Consider the following 21,415-nt stretch of genomic DNA (forward strand, 5'->3'; position numbering starts at 1 on the left):
ACTTATAACTGGCCTTTTCAACAAGATCACGTCATTCAGTCGTGAAATTGAAAAATTGGCAATCTATGGCCGAGATCGAAGAACTATGGGCTGGGAATTGAAAAAAACCGTTGTGCTGGTGGGCATGATGGGAGCCGGAAAAACCGCTGTCGGTAAAGCTTTGGCAGCCAAACTTGGCGTGCCATTCATTGATTCGGACGCCGAAATAGAAGCGGCGGCCAATATGACCATCGCCGAAATCTTTGAACGTGATGGCGAACGCTTTTTTCGAAAAAAAGAAAGTCAGATCATCGAACGGTTGCTGACGAATGAGTGCTGCATCCTGTCGACCGGCGGCGGTGCCTTCTTGGCAGACAACAATCGCGATCTGATTTCCCAACGGGGCGTGGCGGTCTGGCTTGATGCCGGTCTGAATCTGCTATGGCAGCGGGTCAGGCATAAAAACACGCGCCCCTTGCTGCGCACCCCCGATCCATTTGCGACCCTGTCGGAACTCTATGAAAAGCGCACGCCGATTTATGCGCAGGCCGATTTGAAGGTCGCGGTTGGCCCGGAATACACCATAGAAGAAACGTGCGACCTTGTGGTTGCTGCGCTCGAAACACGGCCCGACGTAGTGGAGAAAACTTGATGCAGGAAACTGTCCATGTCGGTTTAGGCGACCGCGCCTATGACATCCATATCGGCCCGGGGCTTCTGGCTCGATCCGGTGACCTGATTGCACCGCTGCTGAAACGCAAAAGGGTGGCTGTGGTAAGCGATGAAAACGTTGCGGCGCTGCATTTGGATGCCCTGAAAAGCGGCTTGCAAAACGCTGATATTGAAATGGTTTCGATGGTTTTACCTGCCGGTGAGGCAACCAAAAGCTGGCCTCATTTCACGACCACAGTGGAATGGCTTCTGGAACAGAAGGTCGAACGCAACGATGTGGTTTTGGCTTTCGGTGGCGGGGTGATCGGCGATCTGGTTGGTTTTGCGGCGGCGGTGCTGCGCCGGGGTGTACGCTTCGTGCAGGTTCCGACCTCGCTTCTGGCGCAGGTGGACAGTTCGGTGGGTGGCAAGACCGGGATCAATTCACCGTATGGCAAGAACCTGATCGGCGCGTTTCATCAACCCTCGTTGGTGCTGGCCGATACCGAGGTTCTGGGCACCCTGACAGAGCGTGATTTTCTGGCCGGTTACGGCGAAGTTGTGAAATACGGGTTGCTGGGAGATTTCAAATTCTTCCAATGGCTTGAGGAGAATGCTTCACGCGCTGCTGCAGGCGATATGGAGGCCCGTATCTACGCGGTGAAACGATCGGTCGAAATGAAGGCCGAAATTGTCGAACGGGACGAAACCGAACAGGGTGACCGCGCGCTTTTGAACCTTGGCCACACCTTCTGCCATGCGCTGGAGGCCGCCACCAGCTATTCCGACCGGTTGCTGCATGGCGAAGGGGTCGCCATCGGTTGCGCGCTGGCCTTCGAGGTGAGCGCCCGCATGGGGCTGAGCCCTCAGGAGGACCCCAGCCGCATCCGCGCCCATCTGCGCGAGATGGGCACCAAGGTGGACCTGTCGGACATTCCCGGCGACCTGCCGGATGCCGACGGTCTGCTGGAGCTGATGGCGCAGGACAAGAAGGTCGTCGCGGGCAAGTTGAACTTCATCCTGGCGCGCGGCATCGGACAGGCCTTCGTCACCTCGGAGGTCGACCGCGATCTGGTGCGTAGGGTTCTGCAAGAGGCTCTGGCGGCGCGCTGATCCCCCTTTGCAAAAAGGCGAAAATCGTGCAAAAGGCCCGGTCTGTGAAAGGATGGGTCCGATGAAACGTTCCGAATTGCTGATGCCGGCGGGCAATCTGCGCAAGCTGAAGATGGCGGTGCTTTACGGCGCCGATGCCGTTTACCTCGGCACGCCGGACATGAGCCTGCGGACGAAATCGGAATTCTCGCTCGATGAAGTGATCGAGGGGGTGCAGTTCTGCCATGACCATGGCAAGCGCGCCTATCTGACACTGAACCTGTTTTCGCACAACAAGGACATCCCGAAACTCAACGAATATATTGAAACTATTCGGAAAGTTTCCCCTGACGGGTTGATCATCGCCGATCCGGGCGTGTTCCAATACGTGCGCGAACGGGCGCCGGAAATCCCGCTGCATATCTCGACCCAGGCCAATGTCTGTTCCTGGCTCAGCGTGAAGTTTTGGCAGGATCAAGGCGCGTCGCTGGTGGTGCTGGCGCGCGAAGTGTCATATCCGGAACTGGCCGAGATCCGCCAAAAATGCCCCGATGTGCAGCTTGAGGCCTTCATCCACGGCGCCATGTGCATGACCTATTCGGGCCGCTGCCTGCTGTCGAATTTCATGGCCGAACGGGGCGCCAACCAGGGCAATTGCGCCAATTCCTGCCGCTGGAATTACGGCGTGCGGATGCGACTGAAGGACGGTACGGTCGAGGACCTGAATATCACCCCGGAAAATTCTGATATGTTTGAGTTTTTGCTCGAAGAAGGCTGCCGTCCGGGCGAGTTGATGCCGATCGAGGAGGACGGGCGCGGGTCCTATATCATGAATTCGCGCGACCTGTGCCTGCTGCCCAAGCTGGACGATTACCTGAAGATCGGCGTCGATAGTCTTAAGGTCGAAGGGCGCGGCAAGTCGGAATATTACTGCGCCATCGTCGCGCGGGCCTACCGGATGGCGATTGATGCGTATTACGAGGACCCGGAAAACTGGGACCCGCGCCCCTATATGGAAGAATTAGAAACGGTCTCTAACCGTGGATATACATTGGCTTTTCATGAAGGTCGCCTGACTCATCACGCGCATGGCTATGAGCACACCGCGTCGATTGCCCAGTGGGAATATGCGGGCGTCGTGGCTGAGGTGACCGAGGATGCGTTCCTGGTCGAGGTGAAGAACAAGCTGGAAGCGGGCGAGGTTCTGGATTTCGTGTCGCCGGTGGCGAAGGATACCGTATTGCTGCGTCTGTACGATTTCGAAGTGGCGGCGACGGGCGAACGCAAAGACGTCATTCACGGATCGACCAAGACTATCATCCGGGTACCCTTCGCGCTGTTCGACCATGAAGATACTGAATGGCTGAAGGCGCATTTCCCCGTCTTTACCGTGCTGCGCAAGGAAAAGGCGCTGACCCCGGATCAATGGGCGCGGATCAAACTCGACAAGACCGTGCAGGGGATCGAGACGAGCGGCAAGGATCGCCCGGCCGCCTATGCCCGCCAGCGCGACGCCTTGGTTGACGCCATCGGCGAGGGCGCGAAAGAGCGGCGGCACAAGACAAACCGGGTGGGCACCGAAGGCTGCTGCGGGCGCGGCTGCAACGGCTGCATGATGTTCTGGCAGGACCCGATCTATGAAAAGGCGCGCGAGGAATTACTGACCCGCAAGCAGGGCGAACAGCTGAGCCGGGAAGAGGCCAAGGCGCTGAAATTGCCTGCGGAGTAGGGCGTGGTGGGGTGAAACTCCACCCCTACATCTTTCGATGAACGTAAAATCGCCCGACCAAATGACCAGGCGTTTCTAATTCCGTCGCGTGGGGTATCAGCTCACTGCGGCTTATTCACCATAACGGCAAAGCAGCGTCAGCTCCATCGGCTTGTCTTTGGAAAGTTTGAAAACTTCCACTCCGCAGTTTTTCAAGTTCGCAATTTTCTTCGCGATCTTTTTCGCTGCCGCGTTTGAGGAGCAAGGTTTCCCTTGCCCGTCGAACACCAACCCGGTTGTCATGCGATGATCATTATCGGTGAAATGGGGTTTTGGGAAAAAAGCGATGTGATCATCCCATATGCGCCGGCTGTACACCCTAAAAGGCATGTCTTTTTCCAAAGCGCAGACTAATTCGTATTTGGTCGGATCTTGGAAATAACTCTTCGGCGGTCAGGCATTCGCCCCCGAGGCAACCACGGAGGCGAAGATGACTATTGCAGCGCGCCGCAGCATTTCACTCCGCCAGCTTGACCAGCGCATGCCGCTTCTTGCCCGCCGAAAGCTTGATCGGTTCGGCCAGCGCCGCCGCGTCAATCATCAACCCGGCATCGCTCAGAGGAGCGTCGTTGATCCGCGCGCCGTTTTCACCGATCAGCCGCTTGGCGTCCTTACCCGATTTCGACAGGCCCGATTTGACAAACAGCTGCACGATGGACACGCCTTCGCCCAGATCTGCAGCAGAGAGCTCCACCGTCGGAAGGTCATCACCGACACCACCTTTTTCAAACACTTCGCGCGCGGTGGCTTCGGCGGCTTGTGCCGCCTCGGCACCGTGGCACAAAGTGGTGACTTCATTGGCAAGAATGATCTTGGCCGCATTGATCTCGGACCCTTCCAATGCACCCAGCCTGTCGCATTCCTCGACCGGCAATTCAGTATAGAGTTTCAGGAAACGACCGGTATCGGCATCGGTGGTGTTACGCCAGAACTGCCAGAATTCATAAGGGCTGCGCATGTCGGCATTGAGCCATACCGCGCCATCGGCCGATTTCCCCATCTTCTTGCCGTCCGACGTGGTCAGAAGTGGTGAGGTCAGGCCATAAATTTCGTGATCCAGAACCCGACGGGTCAGGTCGATCCCGTTAACGATATTGCCCCACTGGTCCGACCCGCCCATCTGTAGCAGGCAGCCGTACCGCCGGTTCAGTTCCAGAAAGTCATAAGCCTGCAGGATCATGTAGTTGAATTCGAGGAACGACAGCGATTGTTCCCGGTCGAGCCGCGATTTCACAGATTCAAACGCCAGCATCCGGTTCACCGAAAAATGCCGTCCGATATCGCGCAGGAAATCGAGGTAATTCAGCTCGTCCAGCCACTCGGCATTATTGATCATCATCGCACCAGTCGGTACGTCCGAATAATCCAGGTATTTGGCAAAGACCTGCTTGATCCCGGCAATATTGTCGTCAATCTGGTCTGGTGTCAGCAAGGGCCGTTCATCGGCGCGGAAGGATGGATCACCCACCTTGGTAGTGCCACCGCCCATCAGAGTGATCGGCTTGTGCCCGGTCTTTTGCAGCCAGCGCAGCATCATGATCTGGATCAGCGATCCGACATGCAGCGATTTGGCCGTGGCGTCAAACCCAATATAAGCAGGGACCATCCCGTCGCTCAATGCCTCGTCGAGGCCCTGATAATCGGTGCAATCGGCGACAAAGCCGCGCTCCATCATGACATGCATGAAGTCCGATTTTGGATGGTAGGTCATCTCTTTTGTCCCTTACAGCGTTGCGCGGCACTGTATAGTGTGCATTGCAAAAAGGGGAAACCGCTTTTCGCGGTCGAAATCGCCGGATAACGAAGATGACGAGTATCAAAGACGATCAACCGCTATGGGCCCTGGGCACGATGTCGGGCACGTCGCTGGATGGGGTGGATGCCGCGATGGTGCTGACCGACGGGCAGCGGATCGTGGAATTTGGCGACAGCGCTTATCGCGCCTATTCCGACAGCGAACAGGCGCTGCTGCGAGAGGCCTTGGGAAAATGGCCCGAAGACGACGTGGCAGCGGTCGCACGTCTGGTCGAAGACGCGCATATTGATGTGCTGCAAAAATTCAACCGGGCGCAAATCGTCGGTTTTCACGGCCAGACCCTGGCGCATGATCCCAGGGGCAGGGGCACCCATCAGGCCGGCAACGGCGCACGGCTGGCTGAAACGCTCAACCTGCCGGTGGCGTGGGATTTCCGCAGTGCCGATGTGCGGCTGGGCGGGGAAGGCGCACCATTGGCACCGTTTTTTCATTTTGCCTGTGCAAAATGGATCGGGGCAACCGACCCGCTTTGCTTTCTCAATCTGGGGGGCGTTGGCAATCTGACCTGGGTTGATCCGCGCAAGACCCGAGCAGAGGACGAAGGGGCGTTGCTGGCTTTCGATACCGGCCCCGCCAATGCGCCGCTTAACGATCTGATGATGGCGCGACGTGCGCTGCCCTACGATCAGAACGGCGCGCTGGCGGCAACGGGTGACGTAGTCGCGGGTGCGTTGGAGCTGTTCCTGGACGATCCCTATTTCCTGAAGATTCCACCCAAATCACTGGATCGCGATGCGTTTTCCGACATGCTTGAGCTGGTGCGGGAACTTGGCGACGCCGATGCGGCGGCCACCATGACTGGCATGGCAGCGGCGGCGGTGATGCAGGCAATGGAGCATTGCCCCGAACCGCCCGCCAAAATCCTTGTTACCGGCGGTGGTCGCCATAATCCGGTGATGATGGGCATGTTGCGCGCCGGGCTCGACTGCGTTGTGGAACCGGTGGAATGCGTCGGTCTCGATGGTGATATGCTCGAAGCTCAGGCCTTCGCCTATCTCGCCGTCCGGGTGGCTCGTGGTCTGCCCACCTCCGGACCCGGCACCACCGGTGTACGCGCCCTGATCGGCGGCGGCACGCTCAGCCGCCCCTGATCTTCTTCTTTTTGAAAATATCCCGGGGGTGAATACATTCAAAATCCACCGGATTTTCGTGGAGAGGGGGAAGCGCCCCCTTTACCTGCTCCCCGCAGGGGAAATCAGGCCGAACAGCTCGCCCCGCCCAAAACGCAGAATTTCGCACAATGAGGATGGTTCAACGCGACGTCTCGCTCGGCTTCGGCCAAAGTCGTTCCCAGTTCGAACTGGGGATCGTAGGCCAGCAAGGTACAGGCCAGAACTGCTGGCTTTTCAGCCCCTTTGCGTTTCACCACCATGCGAGAAGACGAACACATCACCGCCTCGGGCGATTTGTCCAAAATGCCCCAGCAGGCGGTGGTGATTTCCGGCACTTCGGCGCCCATATCCATTTCCGGGAACAAAACGCATTGCCCCGGATTCCCGGCGTCTATCGGATAACACCGCTCGGAGAAGAGCCGCCGATACCCATCCCGCGCGGCAGCATCGCTTTCATGCCAAAGCGCCCGTCCGGCCACGGCCATCGGAATGCCTGCATCGCGCAGGAAATCCATACCCTGCAGCGTTTTATCGAAACTTCCCGTTCCGCGTTCCTGATCGTGGCGATCACGGTCCCAATGATCCAGCGATACGCGCAAAGTCATCTGCCCGGGAAAATCCATATTCAGCTGCTGCAAATCGCGCTTTATGGCTGGCCGCATCATCGGCAGCATCGCGTTGGTCAGAACCAAAACCTCATAACCTCGTTGCAGCGCCGCACGCAACATGTCGGGCATATCCGGATTCAGGAACGGTTCGCCGCCGGTGAAACCGATTTCCCGCACATTCCAGCCGCGCTCTTCTAGCTGATCAAGATAATCGACCACGTCAGCCGTACTGATGTAGACAAGTGCATCATTGCTGGGAGAGCTTTCGATATAACAGTTCACACAAGCGATATTGCACAGCGTACCAGTATTGAACCAAAGAGTTTCCGGCTGGTTCAACGCCACGGTTGCTCTCGGTTGTCCATCGGCCGTGACGGCAGGGTCGATGAATTTACCTATATTGGCGGTTATTTTGCTGGAATCTTTCATATGAACCCTACGTCTTTCGATTACCGGACAAACTAGCGCCACAAGTCGGTCGTTGAAACCTCGGGTTTTACTGGTGACACCATTGTGAATGGCTTATTGGATGCTACAGTGCAGCATACTATTCGACTGATACAGTCATGATGGCGCTAACATAGGCCTAAATACCCCATTTTCGGGCAAAATTGAGGTTAACCCATGGCATCACGAGTCATTCCTGTGGACCCATTCGATCTGGTTATCTTCGGCGGCACCGGAGATTTGGCTCGGCGTAAAATTTTGCCAGCACTGTTTCGCCGCTTTTGTGCAGGTCAGATTCCGGAAGGGGCAAGAGTGATCGGGGCCGCGCGATCCGATATGGACGACGATCAGTATCGTGTTTTCGTGGCCGAAACGATCAGGGAATTCAACAGCTCGTTTCATCTTGAAGAGGACGACTTGCAGGGGTTCTTGTTGTCGCTGTCCTACGTCAAGACCGATGCACTTGGCGATGAAGGCTGGGCGGAGCTTGCCGCCAAAATGCATCCTGGTCGGGTACGAGGTTTCTATTTCTCGGTTGGGCCCAGCCTGTTTGGCCCGCTGGCAGAACGGTTGCACAGCTATGGTATGGCCGATCAGGACACCCGGATCGTGGTTGAAAAACCTTTTGGCCGCGATCTGGAAACCGCGCGGGCACTGAACCGGTCTCTCGCAGATCATTTTACCGAAGATCAGATTTACCGGATCGATCACTATCTGGGCAAGGAAACGGTGCAGAACCTGATGGCGATCCGGTTCGGTAACATGCTGTTTGAACCGTTATGGAACAGCCAATATGTCGATCACATCCAGATCACCGTCGCTGAAACCGTGGGTGTGCAGGGGCGTGGGGAATACTATGATCGTTCCGGCGCGATGCGCGATATGGTGCAAAACCACCTGATGCAGCTGTTGTGTCTGATCGCCATGGAACCACCGTCAAAATTCGAACCCGATTCGGTGCGCGACGAGAAACTAAAGGTGATCCGCGCGCTTGATCCGGTCGAACCGGAAGATATCGTGCGCGGACAATATTTGGCCGATGGGGATCGCGCCGGATATCTGGCCGATGTCGGTGATCCCGATTCCACCACCGAAAGCTTCATTGCGTTAAAGCTCCATCTCAGTAACTGGCGCTGGGCCGCCACGCCGTTTTATTTACGCACGGGCAAACGAATGCGGGCGCGTACAAGTGAAATAGCTGTGGTTTTCAAGGAAACACCGCATTCGATTTTCGATGACGAAGCCGGACGACATCGCAACATCCTGACCATTCGGCTTCAGCCGAACGAAGGTATCGATCTGGATGTGACCATCAAGGAACCGGGACCGGGCGGTATGCGGCTGGTTGATGTTCCTCTGGACATGACCTTTACCGAAGCCCTTGGACCAGAAGCAGAAAATGTATCGGACGCTTATGAACGTCTGATCATGGACGTGATCCGCGGCAACCAGACCTTGTTCATGCGCGGCGATGAAGTCGAAGCCGCCTGGGCCTGGACCGATCCGGTCATCGCGGATTGGGAAAAGCGCGGCGCCAAACCCGTACCTTATGAATCGGGCAGTTCCGGACCGGAAGAAGCCTTGATGCTCATGCATCATGATGGCCGCCGCTGGCGCGAGGTTCGGTCATGAATCTTATCGAATACGCCGACCGCGATATGATGGCGATTGATCTGGCCAACCAGTTGGCTGGCGAACTGAACGCCGTGTTGCAACATCAGGACCGGGCCACGCTGGTAGTGCCCGGCGGCACCACGCCGGGTCCCATTTTCGATGATTTGTGCGATGTGGAATTCGATTGGGACCGGATTGATGTGCTTCTGAGCGACGAACGTTGGGTGCCGCAGGATCACCCCCGTTCGAATGCCAGGCTAATCCGTGACCGGTTATTGACCGGACATGCCGGGAAGGCACGGTTGTTTCCGCTATACTTGCCCACGGCCACCCCCGAAGAGGCGATACCCGAATTGGCGGCACAACTGACCCCTTTTTTGCCGATTTCGGTCGCGTTACTGGGAATGGGCGAGGACATGCACACAGCGTCGCTTTTTCCGCGCGGCGACAATCTGCGTTTGGCGCTGGATTCGCATGCGCCGTTGTTGGTCCCGATGCAGGCAGAAGGATTGGAGGAACAACGCATTACCCTCAGTGCGAGGGTGTTGAGAAACGCGCTGAACCTGCATATTGTCATCACCGGCGACGACAAGAAAGAAGCAGTGATGCGGGCCGAACATCTTTCCCCGGAAGAAGCCCCGGTGAAAGCGATTCTGGATACCGCAACCATTCATTGGGCAAAATAATGAATTTAGAAGACCTGGCGGAATTGGCCGCTAAAGTAAAGGACAGGCCAATACTGTCCCTGTTTGAAACATCTGACAGGGCTACAAGGTTTTCCCGTCGCTTTGACGGGCTGTATTTTGATTTTTCCAAGACCAATATCGACGAAGCGACTATGGCAGCGTTGCTGAACCTGGCCCAATGCGCCAATGTGGAAGGCAAGCGCGATGCAATGTTTTCCGGCGACCGGATCAACGAAACCGAAGGTCGTGCAGTGTTGCATACCGCGCTACGCGCCCCCGACAGAGCCGAAATACGGGTGGACGGTACCGATGTCATGCCCGGTGTTGTTGCCACCCGGAACCGTATGGCAGATTTTGCCAATGCTGTCCGTTCAGGTACTTTTACCGGGCAGGGTGGTGCGATTACCGATGTGGTCAATATCGGCATCGGCGGGTCTGATCTGGGCCCGGTCATGGGCATCAGGGCGTTGGCACCGTATCACGACGGACCAAAGATCCATTTTGTGTCGAACGTCGATGGCGCGCATATTTCCGATACGTTGGCCGGGCTGCCCCCGGAAACCACGCTGGTGATCGTGGCGTCGAAAACCTTCAGCACGATAGAAACAATGACCAATGCCGCGACCGCCCGGGACTGGATCGGCCGGAAAGTGTCCGACCCGGGGCATCACTTTGCGGCTCTGTCGACGGCAGATGACAAGACCGCCGAATTTGGCATCGCGCCGGAACGCGTTTTCGGGTTCGAAGACTGGGTCGGTGGACGCTATTCGATGTGGGGCCCGATCGGGCTAAGCCTGATGATCGCCATCGGACCGAAACGTTTCAATGAGTTTTTGCAGGGCGGCGCGTCGATGGATGCCCATTTCCGCGATACGCCTCTCGCCGATAACCTGCCAGTGCTGCTGGCGCTGGTCGGCCTGTGGCACCATCAGGGCATGGGGTATGCAACCCGCGCTGTGCTGCCTTATGAACAGCGACTGGAAAGGTTGCCCGCCTATCTGCAACAGCTTGAAATGGAAAGCAACGGCAAGCGCGTGGCGATGGATGGCAGCGATTTACAGACCGCTGCGGGGCCGGTTGTCTGGGGTGAACCGGGCACCAATGGGCAACATGCATTTTACCAACTGATCCATCAGGGCACGGCAATCGTGCCGTGTGAATTCATGGTCGGTGCCAAGGGACATGAACCAGATATGGACCATCAACACCGGCTGTTGGTCGCCAATTGTTTGGCCCAATCCGAAGCGTTGCTGAAAGGTCGGTCGCTGGATCAGGCGTGCGAATTGATGTCTGCCAAAGGGTTTCAGGGCGATGAACTGAAACGGCAGGCACGGCATCGGGTGTTTCCCGGCAACCGGCCGTCGACCATGCTGGTCTATGATCTGCTGACGCCCTATCGGCTGGGTCAGATTATCGCGCTTTACGAACACCGGGTGTTTGTCGAGGGCGTCGTTCTGGGCATCAATTCATTCGACCAGTGGGGGGTCGAACTTGGCAAGGAACTGGCTCTGGCGCTACAACCTGTTCTGGATGGGAAAGCATCCGCTGCGGACAAGGATGGGTCAACCCGTGCGTTGATTGACGTGATCCAATCCGTCTGAGAGTTAATTCACGCGAACGCCGAAACATCCGCGCGAAAAGAGGTTATCAGCCTTCGGCATTCGCGGTCAGGATGCCAGCACCTTTTTCGGAGACGAAGCCGAATGCGTTGCCCAACACCAGCGAGACAAAGATGGTCACAGCCGCCATACCGAGCGCCGGAATTTCGGCCAAGGCAACTCCGCTCAGCAGGCAAAACCCCGCAGTTGAGGCATAGCCATAAACGGCGGCCGGAATGGTGGCGAGCGCTGGCACATGTGCGCCCATCACCAGCACGACCACCGATGCGCCCACGATCGCCGAAGTCACAGCAACGCTACCACCGACGGTAGCGACCAGAAACAACGCGACCGCAGCGACGATGACGCCCCATGCATGATTGGTGGCAGATTTGGTAAACCCGTCGACACCTCCGCCAGTGTGATAAAAACTGCCCCAGCCAATGAACAGCGCCCAAACAGCCAGCCCAAAGGTCGTGCCCAGACAGAGATAGGTCGCCACTGCCGCCAATACGCCAATGGATAGTGCCAATGCATTGATAAGATTCATTTGGTTTGTCCTCCCGTTTGTTCCCACGTCCGGTCCGCTTGTGCGACCGGGACGCGCCGAAACCTTAGGGGCGGCGAAAATTTAAGCGAATGCGACCATGGTTTATACGACCCCAAAGGGAGTGACATTTCAGAATTACATCTATGCCTTTGGAATATCAAAATTATCTTCGGCCAATTCAAAACCCTCGAAACGAAATCCGGGTGAAACCGTGCACCCGACCAAAGTATAGTCACCGGTTGTTCTGGCTGCCTGCCAATGGTGTTTGGGAACGATTAGCTGTGGCGATTGTCCCGCATTCAAATCTGGTCCCAGAACATAGTCACGGGCCGGACCGGTCCCGGTTTCGGCAACCGACAGGATCAGCGGGGCACCTGTATAATGGTGCCAGATCTCGACCGCATCGACCCGGTGCCAATGGCTGCGTTCGCCAGATTTGAGCAGGAAATAGATACAGGTCCCGCTCGGGCGCTGATCGTCATCACGTGGCTCAATCCAGGTCTGGCGGTAGTATCCACCCTCGGGATGCGGTTGCAGGTTGAGTTTTTCGATGATGTCTTTTGCGGTCATGTCGGGCGGCCAGACTCCGGTTGCAGGCGGGGGTAGCTGTAGACCAAGGCAGGACGCATCGCAATCGATGGGCGCCGGCTTCAACGGGGCTAATTCTCATTAAGGTTGCCACAGTTGCGGGTTTGTTGACTTGCAATTGTCGCGACTTCTATCATCCGAGTATTTTCGAAGCTACGAATAGTTTAAGGAGTTCCCATTATGCCCAAATTTCCCACCGCTTTGGTTGCCGCATTCGTCCTTACCACGTCCGCCTGCACCCCGAACCTGCCTTCGCGCGACATCGGGGGACGCGAATTGCGGCCGCCGCGAAGCGGGATCAAGGTTGGGTCGCTTTATTTCGTGCGCGAAACGCCGACCATGGATATGACCGAACACGCCAACCTGGAAAAGCTCTGCGTGTTCGACCTGGCCAATGCCGGGGTCGAGCTGGAGGCGCCGGAACGCGTCGCAGATATCGACCTGCTGCGCGATCTGAACGCATCGGGAGAGTTGGATGCGATCAAGACCCAGATGGTCGCCGCCGGTCTGAGCGGCGACCTGACCCGGCATTTCAGCTTCAAGTTGACCAATGCCTACCAGTCCTCGATCTCGCTTGTCGAAGCCGAAACCCTGTTCAGGTATCTGGGCAATCGCCGGAAATGCGAAGGTTGGCGCAGCAGCATCGACCGGTTCGACTGGGCCGCCTATCAGGTCCAGTCAGTGATCTATGGCGATCTGGAATTCGAAACTAAATCGGATACCCAGGCGGATGCCGGGGTCGCGGCAAAACTGCGCCTGTTCGAACCCAAGCTGAAGGCGGCGATCGGCAACAGCTACAGCAGTAATTTCACCGGCAAGGGGCTTGTCGTCAGCTTCCTGTCGATCCCGCGAAACTGACGGGCATCGCTTGGGGCCGCTAAACGCCCCCCCGATCCGGGATCGGGGGGCACATCAGGGTCGCAGGGTCACTTCAGGATCGAACGCCCAGCATATTCGGCCGTTTCACCCAGAAGTTCCTCGATCCGGATCAACTGATTATACTTGGCCAGACGGTCCGAACGCGACAAAGACCCGGTCTTGATCTGACCGCAATTGGTCGCCACGGCCAGATCGGCGATGGTGGCGTCCTCGGTTTCGCCCGACCGGTGCGACATCACGTTGGTATAGCGCGCGCGGTGGGCCATATCGACCGCCTGCAGGGTTTCGGTCAGTGTTCCGATCTGGTTCACCTTGACAAGCATCGAGTTTGCCACGCCCTGCGCGATGCCATCGGCAAGGCGCACCGGGTTGGTCACAAAGAGGTCGTCACCGACCAGTTGCACCTTATCGCCCAGTTTCTCGGTCAGCAGCTTCCAGCCTTCCCAGTCGTCTTCGGCCATGCCGTCCTCGATCGAAATGATCGGATAGTCGTTGCATAGTTCGGCCAGGTAATCGGCGTTTTCGGCGGATGTCAGCGATTTGCCTTCGCCTTTCATCTCGTACTTGCCGCCCTCGTAATATTCGGTAGATGCACAATCGAGCGCGAGATAGATGTCTTCACCCGCCTTGTAGCCGGCCTTCTCGATCGACTGCATAACGAAATCGAGCGCCTTGCGGGTCGATTCCAGAGCAGGGGCAAAGCCGCCTTCATCCCCGATCCCGGTATTGTACCCGGCTGCTGACAACTCTTTCTTCAGCGTATGGAACACTTCCGATCCCATGCGGATCGCTTCTTTCACGTTCGCTGCCGATACCGGCATGATCATGAATTCCTGAATGTCGATCGGGTTGTCGGCATGTTCGCCGCCATTGATGATGTTCATCATTGGCACCGGCAGAACCCGGGCAGAGGTACCGCCAACATAGCGGTAAAGCGGCTGCGCGGTGAAATCGGCGGCGGCCTTGGCGCAGGCCAGCGAAACGCCCAGAATGGCGTTGGCACCCAAACGGCTCTTGTTCGGGGTGCCGTCCAGTTCGATCATCGCTTGGTCAATGGCCACCTGTTCGGTCACGTCCATGCCGACCAGATCTTCGGCAATTTCACCATTCACGGCGGCGACCGCTTCCAGCACGCCCTTGCCCAAATACCGCGCCTTGTCGCCATCGCGTTTTTCGACGGCCTCATGCGCGCCGGTCGAGGCACCCGAAGGAACCGCTGCGCGACCCAAGGTGCCGTCTTCGAGGATCACGTCGACCTCAACCGTGGGATTGCCGCGGCTATCGAGGATTTCGCGGGCGTGAATGTCGATGATGGTGCTCATTGGGTGTGTTTCCCTTGTGAAAAGACCGTTTGAGCGTCCTTGTAGAGCCCCGTTGCAGGGGTGAAAAGGGGCAGGGGACAAGTTTGCGATAACGGAAATGGAAAACCCGGATCAGAGCGGACCGGCGGCGATGATCAGGGCGGCCCGTTTGTTCAATCGGCGTTCGCGCAAATAGGTATAAAGCCCCGATGCGATGATCAGAGCGGCACCTGCATAGGTCATTAAATCTGGACGTTCCCCCAACAGAAGAATGCCCAATCCCATGCTGAAAACCATTCGGGAATAGCGAAACGGGGCCAATGCCGACACTTCACCGATGCGCATAGCAACGATCATCGCTGCATAGCCGACCACGCCAAGTCCGACTGTTGACGCCAGATACCCCCATTGACCCGCCGTAGGCTGGACCGGATTCTGCTGCAGAACCAACCCCAGAACCGGCCCGGCAACGATCAGCGCGGCAAAGCCCTGAAACGACACCACGGAGCTGGGCAGTTCCACCGGCAATCGACGCGAAATGACATCGCGCACGGAAATCGCCAAGACCGCCGCCAGCACCAGCAATGTCGCGCTGTCAAATCCGCTGGACCCGGGGCGGATGATCATCAATACGCCACAAAACCCGACAGCAATGGCCAGCCAGCGGCGCCAGCCGACCTGTTCCTTCAAGAATACCGCCGCGCCCATTGTCACCACCAGCGGCACCGCCTGAAACACAGTGGCAAAGGTCGCCAACGGGACAGTTGAAAGCGATGTAATGATGAAGATGGCGCAAAATGCTTCGCTAACCGTGCGCAGATAAAGCAAGGGGTAGACGGAAATGGGTGGAAACAGTGTCTTGCCCGTCCGCAACGCAATTGCCGCGAAAATGATAGCCGCGCCAAGGCCGAGGAAAAAGATTACCTCGCTTGCCGGGACGTGCACAGTCAGACGTTTGACGAACAGGTCCTGAACTGCAAACAGGGCCATCGCAAGAACGAACAGCAGATTGGCTTTGGTATTATTCATGGGCTGAGTCCGAATGGGGGCGCCCAGACAGGCAAAGCCCAAGCGATGTCAGGGCGCAAGAGATATTCTGACGCTACATATGATACGTCGTTAATTCGTTAATCACATTTAGTCATGGATCGCAGTGCGGAACGGCTCAGTCTTTGTTGATCGGCACACCGTAAAGTTCAAGCCGGTGTCCCTTCAGCCGATATCCCAGCTTTTGAGCTATTTTTTCCTGAAGCTTCTCAATCTCAGGATCGACGAATTCGATCACTTCACCGGAATGCATGTCGATAAGATGGTCATGGTGATCGCGTTCGGCATCCTCATAGCGGGCGCGGCCATCACCGAATTCAAGTTTGTCGAGGATCCCGGCTTCTTCGAACAGTTTCACCGTACGATAGACGGTGGCGATGGAAATGCGCGGGTCCCGGGCGCTGGCGCGGGCATAGAGTTCGTCAACATCGGGATGATCATGCGATTCCTGCAAAACGGCAGCGATGGTCCGGCGCTGACCGGTCATCCGAAGCCCCATGGTTTCACAGCGCGAAATGATCGTGTCTGACATGGCTGTCCCTGTTTTGCCGCATTCTGTTTAACGTTTGAGCCGGATGTGTTCCACCCACTTTGCAGTGGAGTGGTCAGATAACGACCTTTCCGGCACGCTGCAATCTCTCCGGTCAGGGTTCCACAATAAATCGGCCTTCCATCACCTTGACGGCTGATCCCGACACAGTCACCGCACCGTTTCGGGTCTGAACGCCGATCACGCTGGGCCGGCCCATGTCGTCGCCCTGATGCAGTTGCAGATTCAGATCATGCCCTTCCAGTTGTGACAGATACGCCGCAAGGGTCGCCGCAGCACTGCCGGTGGCGGGATCTTCGGGGATGTTATCCAATGGCGCGAACATACGGGCATGAATGGTGTTTCTGTCCCGGACATATGCGAATTGCGCAAAATCAAGCGTTGCCGGATATTGGTCCGCGCCGTCGCGAAAGGCCGATATGTCGGTGACAATGGCGGATAACGCAGCACGGTCGGTCAGTTCTGTAAAGGTAAAGGGCAGACCGAGGCTTGCCATGACCGGGGCATGAACAGAGGTCGAAATCCGATCCGCACTCAGCCCAAGCGCGCGCGCGATCAAGGCGATGTCAGGCTGCCCCATCTGGTCCAGTCCCGCACGGGTGGTGAAACGCGCCGTCCCGTTTTCAGCGTAACAGACCAGCGGCCCAACGCCCAGTTCGAGAACCATATCGGGACCATGACCCAATCCGGCCATCGCCACCGCAGTGCCGATGGTAGGATGTCCGGCAAAGGGCACCTCCATCATCGGGGTGAAAATGCGCACCTTGGCGGTATGAGCCGGATCTTCTGGCGGAAAAACAAAGGTGGTTTCGGAGTAATTGAATTCCCGCGCTATCTTCTGCAACTGCGCTTCGGCCAGATTGGTGGCATCAGGAATAACGGCCAACTGATTGCCGCCATAGGGAGTTTCGGAAAAGACATCGAGAACAAGAAAGTCGGTCACTTGGGTTTTCCCCCTAACATCGCCTGCACCTTGCGCAGGCTGTTCAGATTGCGCGCGGTCGCGCGATTTTTCAAAAACCGATCCAGCGGGGCGGCCAGTTTCGACCGGCCAATCCCATTCGGGGTAAAAACAGCAATTGCGTTGGGCAGCAGCAAAACCTCTTCGCCTTGGGTGCAATAGGGGGACATTTTCGTCGGAAGGTCCGGTGGCGGGTCGCCATCGAGAAGATAGACATGGATGTTTTTTGGCTCAATCGTGTCGGGCGGTTTCAGGGCGCTGATCAGAGTGTCTAATGCCTCGGGGGGTATCGCGACAGCCGTAGGCCGGAACCCGAAATCCTTTTCGATCAAACCGGACACCATTTCAGAGATAGCTGACGCGCTGTCTTCGTCGTGATCCATCACGATATTGCCCGACTGGATATTGGTGGCGACATTTACAGCGCCGATTGCCCTGAGCGACCGGCGCAGATCAGCCATCGGCAGTTTGCCATGCCCACCGACATTCACCCCGCGCAGAAAAATCGCCCAGCGTGTCATGGTTCTGATCACATCAGATCGGGTTCGCGGCCAAAGCGATTGGCGACCTGTGCCACGGTCAATCCCTGAACAATGATCGAAAAGATCACCACCAGATAAGTCGCGGTCAGGATCATGGTTTTCCATTCGCCGTCAGGGACCGACAGCGCCAGCGCGACCGATATCCCCCCCTTCAACCCGCCCCAGGTCATGATCGGGATCACCCCGCGGCCAAAGCCGCGGAATGGGCGCAATAGAAAGATTGGTATCGCAACGGCCATAAGCCGAGCGAACAGTGCAAGAGCAATGGCAGACGCCCCGGCAGTTAAATATTGCATGTCCAGCGTGACAGCGAAGACTTCGAATCCGATCAGCAAAAACAAAACCGCATTCAGAATTTCATCGATCAGTTTCCAGAATGCCTCGACATAGCGGCGGGTTTCTTCGGACATCCCGTGCTTGGTGCCGATATCACCAATTAACAACCCGGCGCAGACGGCCATGATCGGGGCGGACACATGCAACCAAACCGCCAGTTCGTAGCCGCCGAAAGCCAATCCAAGCGTGATCAGAACCTCAAGCGAATAGTCGTCAATGCGCCGCATCACCCGAAAGGTCAGCCAGCCGAGAACAATGCCGAGGATGGCACCGCCAAAAGCTTCCTGCACGAAAAGCGTGATCGCGGTCATCGCAGTGGTTTCGTGACCGCCACCATGTCCGCCGACAGCAGGAAAGGCGAGCGCGACCAACACCAGGAACACGACATAGCCAACCCCGTCATTGAACAGAGATTCCCCAGCGATCTTGGTTTCCAACGATTTGCGCAGACTGGCTTCGCGCAACACCCCCATGACTGCGACCGGATCGGTCGGCGAAATCAGCGCCCCGAAGACCAGCGCCACCATAAGCGGCATCCCGGTGATCCAGCTGAAACCAAAACCTACAATCGCCGTGGACAGCCCCACACCCAGTGTCGCCATCAACACGACCACGGTCCATTGTTGCCGCAGATCGGCAAGCTTCACATGCAGAGCCCCGGCAAACAGCAAAAGGCCCAACATGCCTTCCAGTAAGGCGTCGGAAAAATCGATACCCAACACCACTTTGCGTGCTGTGGCTGCCATGTTTAAACCGGGCAAGACCAGATCCATCACAAGCACCGACATCGACGCAAGAAGCGACACGATCAATATCCCGATGGCAGAAGGCAGCCGCAGAAACAGATAATTGATCGCGCCGAACATACCGGCAAGAACGATCAGGGTGGATGTGATCTGAAGAATCGTCATTGGAAACTCATTTGATGCAAGCCGTGGGTTCCGGCTAGCACACTCCCGGTGATTTCAAAAGCGTTTCACCGGGGGGCATTGCGCCATGGCGATATCAATCCAGACCGGTAGATGATCCGATGCGATGCGCGCCGGTTGTCCCCGATGCGCCTTGGTTTGAACGGCCTGCAGGTGATCGGACAGTGCGAAACGGTCCAAAGCAGCCACAGGACGCGGGGCTGGAAAGCTGAGCGCGGCCGGGATGAAGCGCAATCCATGCGCTACCGTATCGAGTGGCCGCACCGACCCCCATTCGTTGAAATCCCCGGCCAGCACCGTCGGCATATCCGGCAGGTCGCGCAAATGGCGGATGATCGCGCCGACCTGCAACAGTCGATAACGGCGGATCAGCCCCAGATGCGCCCCGATCACCCGCAACGGACCGATGGATGTGTCCAGTTCTGCCCGGATCGCACCGCGTGGTTCCAGCCCCGGCAATTCGATATGCGCAGTTTGTTGCAGTGCCACCCCGGGCCGGACCAGCATCGCATTGCCGTGCCAACCGATCGACCCGCCGGGCTGACCGAAAGGCAGAATGGTCCAGCCATCATCCTCGATCATCTCATGGGGCAGGGCGGCTGGACGCGGCGGTAACCGCTTGTCGGCTTCCTGCAGCACCACCACCTGAGCGTTCAAGTCCGCGATCACGCTAAGCGACCTGTCCGGCCGGCGGCGCAGGTCCAGACCAACGCATTTTTGAAGATTGTAGCTTGCAATGCGACAGGTGGGTAAGATCATAAGAACTGGATACAGGTTTGATACGGGAAGTCACGGAATGTTTGCCGAACAGACATGGGTTGCCCGCACGATATGGGCATTGCTGTTCATTTTTGCAGCGGTCTCTTTGATCGTCGGGCGGTGGTACCCGGCCTTTGTGGCGCTGGCGACATTGGGTTTGTCGCTGACGCCACTGTTCCTGTCCCGCTGGGCCAATGTGGTGATCCCGCCCAGTTTCATCGCCGCGGCAACACTATTCGCCGGATCGACGCTGTTACTGGGCGAAGCTTTCGATTTCTACGACCGGTTTTGGTGGTGGGACATTGTCATGCACGGCACCGGGGCCGTCGGCGTAGGTCTGATCGGTTTCGTTTTGATCTTCATCATGTTTCAGGGCGACAAATACGCGGCTCCTCCCTACGCCGTCGCATTGTTTGCCTTCTGCTTTGCGATGGCGGTAGGCACGATGTGGGAAATCTTCGAATTCACCATGGATTCCCTTTTCGGCTTCAATACCCAAAAATCGGGGCTGCAGGACACGATGGGCGACCTGATCGTCGACGGGACCGGGGCCATATTCGGGGCAGGGGCGGGATGGTTCTACCTCAAGTCTCGGGAACATGGTGGCCTGACCGGCGTCATCGACGAATTTGTCAGGCATAATCCGAGATTATTTCAACGCTGGCGAAAATAAATTCCGCATCTTGACGCCGTCTGCGGTTCGGCTTCATTTAGCGCCATGGAAAGAAAAAACAGCATAGACGGGCTTGGCGCGCTGATGTTGACGGGCTTCGCCGTGGTGCTTGCCTTCAATCAAGTCGTTGTAAAGTTGGGAAACACCGGGTTTCAGCCGGTCTTCATGGCGGGCATCCGTTCGGTTGGCGCATTGATCGTTCTGACCCTCTGGATGGTCGCGCGCGGCATTCCGATCCGGTTGCCACGGGAATTCTGGGCCTCGGGGTTGCTGTTAGGTGCATTGTTCGCCGGGGAATTCATCTGCTTGTTCTGGGCGCTCGACCATACCACGGTGGGGCGCGCTTCGATCCTGTTCTATTCAATGCCTGTGATCCTGTCGCTGTCAGCGCATTTCCTGTTGCCCGGCGAACGGCTGACACCAGTCCGGGCGCTTGGCCTTGCTCTTGCTATGGGCGGGGTGGCCTTGGTCTTGTCGGCGCGCAATGGTGGCGAAGCCAGCCTGTTGGGCGATCTGGCCGCGTTGGCGGGGGCCTGCGGTTGGGCCGGGATCGCGCTGACCGCGCGACTGACCCGGATTTCGGAACAGGTGCCGGAAATGCAGTTGTGGTGGCAATTGTCGGTTTCGGCGGTGATCCTGATGATAGTCGCGCCGTTTTTTGGCCCTCTTTTACGTGATCCCTCGATCTGGCACATGGCGGGGCTTGCCTATCAGGTTATCGTCGTGGCCAGTTTCGGATTTCTGTTCTGGTTTTTCCTGCTGAAGATGTACCCGGCTTCGGGCGTGGCAAGTTTCAGCTTCTTGTCCCCGGTGATCAGTGTTGTTCTGGGCTGGCTTCTGCTGGAAGAACAGATCGGTCTGCCGGTCATTATGGCGCTGCTTCTGGTGGCAGTGGGGATCGTCCTGATCAACCGGCGCAGCGCCTGATC

Annotated in this window: 22 protein-coding genes; 10 read left to right on the forward strand and 12 right to left on the reverse strand. The window is 57.2% G+C overall.

The window, feature by feature from the left end; genetic code table 11:
* Window positions 1–85: 85 nt before the first annotated feature.
* The 3 genes from VOI23_RS04640 (at window position 86) to VOI23_RS04650 (ending at window position 3,451) form a co-directional block, all read left to right on the forward strand.
* Window positions 86–631, forward strand: a complete 546-nt coding sequence (locus VOI23_RS04640) for a shikimate kinase (protein ID WP_323782252.1) — start codon at window positions 86–88, stop codon at window positions 629–631.
* A complete protein-coding gene (gene aroB / locus VOI23_RS04645) occupies window positions 631–1,743 on the forward strand; it encodes a 3-dehydroquinate synthase (protein WP_323782254.1) in 1,113 nt (370 codons plus the stop codon). The genes VOI23_RS04640 and aroB overlap by 1 nt, the downstream gene beginning before the upstream one ends.
* Window positions 1,744–1,804: 61 nt before the next feature.
* Window positions 1,805–3,451 (forward strand): U32 family peptidase, encoded by a 1,647-nt coding sequence (locus VOI23_RS04650; RefSeq protein WP_323782257.1) that lies wholly within the window; start codon window positions 1,805–1,807, stop codon window positions 3,449–3,451.
* A gap of 111 nt (window positions 3,452–3,562) precedes the next feature.
* Here the strand turns inward: VOI23_RS04650 and VOI23_RS04655 are convergent, their stop codons facing one another.
* Both VOI23_RS04655 and tyrS read right to left on the reverse strand, forming a co-directional pair.
* The gene (locus VOI23_RS04655; protein ID WP_323782260.1) at window positions 3,563–3,820 is read right to left on the reverse strand and encodes a hypothetical protein; all 258 of its coding nucleotides are present in this window, start codon (window positions 3,818–3,820) and stop codon (window positions 3,563–3,565) included.
* Window positions 3,821–3,947: 127 nt separating this feature from the next.
* On the reverse strand, window positions 3,948–5,201 hold the full coding sequence (gene tyrS / locus VOI23_RS04660) for a tyrosine--tRNA ligase (protein ID WP_323782261.1): 1,254 nt from the start codon (window positions 5,199–5,201) through the stop codon (window positions 3,948–3,950).
* A gap of 95 nt (window positions 5,202–5,296) precedes the next feature.
* Between tyrS and VOI23_RS04665 the strand changes: the two genes are divergently transcribed.
* A complete protein-coding gene (locus VOI23_RS04665; protein ID WP_323782263.1) occupies window positions 5,297–6,397 on the forward strand; it encodes an anhydro-N-acetylmuramic acid kinase in 1,101 nt (366 codons plus the stop codon).
* Window positions 6,398–6,501: 104 nt separating this feature from the next.
* Here VOI23_RS04665 and VOI23_RS04670 read toward each other — a convergent pair whose 3' ends face one another.
* Window positions 6,502–7,455 carry a radical SAM protein gene (locus VOI23_RS04670; RefSeq protein WP_323782265.1) on the reverse strand — a complete coding sequence of 318 codons (954 nt, stop codon included), beginning with the start codon at window positions 7,453–7,455 and terminating at the stop codon, window positions 6,502–6,504.
* Between the two features lie 195 nt (window positions 7,456–7,650).
* Between VOI23_RS04670 and zwf the strand changes: the two genes are divergently transcribed.
* The 3 genes from zwf to pgi are packed head-to-tail and all read left to right on the forward strand — an operon-like array spanning window position 7,651 to window position 11,374.
* Window positions 7,651–9,105, forward strand: coding sequence for a glucose-6-phosphate dehydrogenase (gene zwf, locus VOI23_RS04675; protein ID WP_323782268.1), 1,455 nt, complete (start codon window positions 7,651–7,653; stop codon window positions 9,103–9,105).
* Window positions 9,102–9,773, forward strand: coding sequence for a 6-phosphogluconolactonase (gene pgl, locus VOI23_RS04680; RefSeq protein ID WP_323782271.1), 672 nt, complete (start codon window positions 9,102–9,104; stop codon window positions 9,771–9,773). The genes zwf and pgl overlap by 4 nt, the downstream gene beginning before the upstream one ends.
* On the forward strand, window positions 9,773–11,374 hold the full coding sequence (gene pgi, locus VOI23_RS04685; protein WP_323782274.1) for a glucose-6-phosphate isomerase: 1,602 nt from the start codon (window positions 9,773–9,775) through the stop codon (window positions 11,372–11,374). The genes pgl and pgi overlap by 1 nt, the downstream gene beginning before the upstream one ends.
* Window positions 11,375–11,420: 46 nt before the next feature.
* Here pgi and VOI23_RS04690 read toward each other — a convergent pair whose 3' ends face one another.
* Window positions 11,421–11,921, reverse strand: a complete 501-nt coding sequence (locus VOI23_RS04690; RefSeq protein WP_323782277.1) for a DUF1097 domain-containing protein — start codon at window positions 11,919–11,921, stop codon at window positions 11,421–11,423.
* A gap of 141 nt (window positions 11,922–12,062) precedes the next feature.
* Window positions 12,063–12,491: a cupin domain-containing protein gene (locus tag VOI23_RS04695; RefSeq protein ID WP_323782280.1), complete on the reverse strand. Its 429-nt coding sequence runs from the start codon at window positions 12,489–12,491 to the stop codon at window positions 12,063–12,065.
* A 198-nt stretch (window positions 12,492–12,689) separates the two neighbouring features.
* Here VOI23_RS04695 and VOI23_RS04700 point away from each other — a divergent pair, with 198 nt between their 5' ends.
* The gene (locus tag VOI23_RS04700; protein ID WP_323782283.1) at window positions 12,690–13,367 is read left to right on the forward strand and encodes a hypothetical protein; all 678 of its coding nucleotides are present in this window, start codon (window positions 12,690–12,692) and stop codon (window positions 13,365–13,367) included.
* Between the two features lie 68 nt (window positions 13,368–13,435).
* Here VOI23_RS04700 and eno read toward each other — a convergent pair whose 3' ends face one another.
* The 7 genes from eno to VOI23_RS04735 form a co-directional block, all read right to left on the reverse strand.
* Complete coding sequence (gene eno / locus VOI23_RS04705; protein ID WP_323782285.1) at window positions 13,436–14,710, reverse strand: phosphopyruvate hydratase; 1,275 nt, start codon at window positions 14,708–14,710, stop codon at window positions 13,436–13,438.
* Between the two features lie 111 nt (window positions 14,711–14,821).
* Window positions 14,822–15,718: a DMT family transporter gene (locus tag VOI23_RS04710; RefSeq protein WP_323782288.1), complete on the reverse strand. Its 897-nt coding sequence runs from the start codon at window positions 15,716–15,718 to the stop codon at window positions 14,822–14,824.
* 136 nt (window positions 15,719–15,854) lie between these two features.
* Complete coding sequence (locus VOI23_RS04715; RefSeq protein WP_323782291.1) at window positions 15,855–16,268, reverse strand: Fur family transcriptional regulator; 414 nt, start codon at window positions 16,266–16,268, stop codon at window positions 15,855–15,857.
* 112 nt (window positions 16,269–16,380) lie between these two features.
* Window positions 16,381–17,229, reverse strand: a complete 849-nt coding sequence (locus VOI23_RS04720; protein WP_323782294.1) for a PhzF family phenazine biosynthesis protein — start codon at window positions 17,227–17,229, stop codon at window positions 16,381–16,383.
* A complete protein-coding gene (locus VOI23_RS04725; RefSeq protein WP_323782297.1) occupies window positions 17,226–17,768 on the reverse strand; it encodes a DUF1697 domain-containing protein in 543 nt (180 codons plus the stop codon). Before VOI23_RS04725 ends, VOI23_RS04720 begins: the two co-directional genes overlap by 4 nt.
* An 8-nt stretch (window positions 17,769–17,776) precedes the next feature.
* Window positions 17,777–19,036 carry a sodium:proton antiporter gene (locus VOI23_RS04730; RefSeq protein WP_323782300.1) on the reverse strand — a complete coding sequence of 420 codons (1,260 nt, stop codon included), beginning with the start codon at window positions 19,034–19,036 and terminating at the stop codon, window positions 17,777–17,779.
* A gap of 54 nt (window positions 19,037–19,090) precedes the next feature.
* Window positions 19,091–19,813, reverse strand: a complete 723-nt coding sequence (locus VOI23_RS04735) for an endonuclease/exonuclease/phosphatase family protein (RefSeq protein WP_323782303.1) — start codon at window positions 19,811–19,813, stop codon at window positions 19,091–19,093.
* A gap of 37 nt (window positions 19,814–19,850) precedes the next feature.
* On the opposite strand from VOI23_RS04735, the gene VOI23_RS04740 reads away from it, so the two are divergent.
* Both VOI23_RS04740 and VOI23_RS04745 read left to right on the forward strand, forming a co-directional pair.
* Window positions 19,851–20,486, forward strand: a complete 636-nt coding sequence (locus VOI23_RS04740) for a hypothetical protein (protein WP_323782306.1) — start codon at window positions 19,851–19,853, stop codon at window positions 20,484–20,486.
* A gap of 45 nt (window positions 20,487–20,531) precedes the next feature.
* Entirely contained in the window at window positions 20,532–21,413 is an 882-nt protein-coding gene (locus VOI23_RS04745) for a DMT family transporter (RefSeq protein ID WP_416376503.1), read from the forward strand.
* Window positions 21,414–21,415: the final 2 nt, after the last annotated feature.

The organism is Thalassovita sp. (assembly GCF_034670005.1).
Classification (GTDB): domain Bacteria; phylum Pseudomonadota; class Alphaproteobacteria; order Rhodobacterales; family Rhodobacteraceae; genus Thalassobius.

Coding starts and splice junctions, on each gene's coding strand:
- VOI23_RS04690 (WP_323782277.1), bottom strand. CDS start 11,921: ATGAATCTTATCAATGCATTGGCACTATCCATTGGCGTATTGGCGGCA.
- eno (WP_323782285.1), bottom strand. CDS start 14,710: ATGAGCACCATCATCGACATTCACGCCCGCGAAATCCTCGATAGCCGC.
- VOI23_RS04655 (WP_323782260.1), bottom strand. CDS start 3,820: ATGCCTTTTAGGGTGTACAGCCGGCGCATATGGGATGATCACATCGCT.
- VOI23_RS04670 (WP_323782265.1), bottom strand. CDS start 7,455: ATGAAAGATTCCAGCAAAATAACCGCCAATATAGGTAAATTCATCGAC.
- VOI23_RS04640 (WP_323782252.1), top strand. CDS start 86: ATGGGCTGGGAATTGAAAAAAACCGTTGTGCTGGTGGGCATGATGGGA.
- VOI23_RS04745 (WP_416376503.1), top strand. CDS start 20,532: ATGGAAAGAAAAAACAGCATAGACGGGCTTGGCGCGCTGATGTTGACG.
- VOI23_RS04725 (WP_323782297.1), bottom strand. CDS start 17,768: ATGACACGCTGGGCGATTTTTCTGCGCGGGGTGAATGTCGGTGGGCAT.
- pgi (WP_323782274.1), top strand. CDS start 9,773: ATGAATTTAGAAGACCTGGCGGAATTGGCCGCTAAAGTAAAGGACAGG.
- VOI23_RS04715 (WP_323782291.1), bottom strand. CDS start 16,268: ATGTCAGACACGATCATTTCGCGCTGTGAAACCATGGGGCTTCGGATG.
- VOI23_RS04710 (WP_323782288.1), bottom strand. CDS start 15,718: ATGAATAATACCAAAGCCAATCTGCTGTTCGTTCTTGCGATGGCCCTG.
- tyrS (WP_323782261.1), bottom strand. CDS start 5,201: ATGACCTACCATCCAAAATCGGACTTCATGCATGTCATGATGGAGCGC.
- VOI23_RS04665 (WP_323782263.1), top strand. CDS start 5,297: ATGACGAGTATCAAAGACGATCAACCGCTATGGGCCCTGGGCACGATG.
- zwf (WP_323782268.1), top strand. CDS start 7,651: ATGGCATCACGAGTCATTCCTGTGGACCCATTCGATCTGGTTATCTTC.
- VOI23_RS04695 (WP_323782280.1), bottom strand. CDS start 12,491: ATGACCGCAAAAGACATCATCGAAAAACTCAACCTGCAACCGCATCCC.
- VOI23_RS04700 (WP_323782283.1), top strand. CDS start 12,690: ATGCCCAAATTTCCCACCGCTTTGGTTGCCGCATTCGTCCTTACCACG.
- VOI23_RS04735 (WP_323782303.1), bottom strand. CDS start 19,813: ATGATCTTACCCACCTGTCGCATTGCAAGCTACAATCTTCAAAAATGC.
- VOI23_RS04730 (WP_323782300.1), bottom strand. CDS start 19,036: ATGACGATTCTTCAGATCACATCCACCCTGATCGTTCTTGCCGGTATG.
- pgl (WP_323782271.1), top strand. CDS start 9,102: ATGAATCTTATCGAATACGCCGACCGCGATATGATGGCGATTGATCTG.
- VOI23_RS04740 (WP_323782306.1), top strand. CDS start 19,851: ATGTTTGCCGAACAGACATGGGTTGCCCGCACGATATGGGCATTGCTG.
- VOI23_RS04650 (WP_323782257.1), top strand. CDS start 1,805: ATGAAACGTTCCGAATTGCTGATGCCGGCGGGCAATCTGCGCAAGCTG.
- aroB (WP_323782254.1), top strand. CDS start 631: ATGCAGGAAACTGTCCATGTCGGTTTAGGCGACCGCGCCTATGACATC.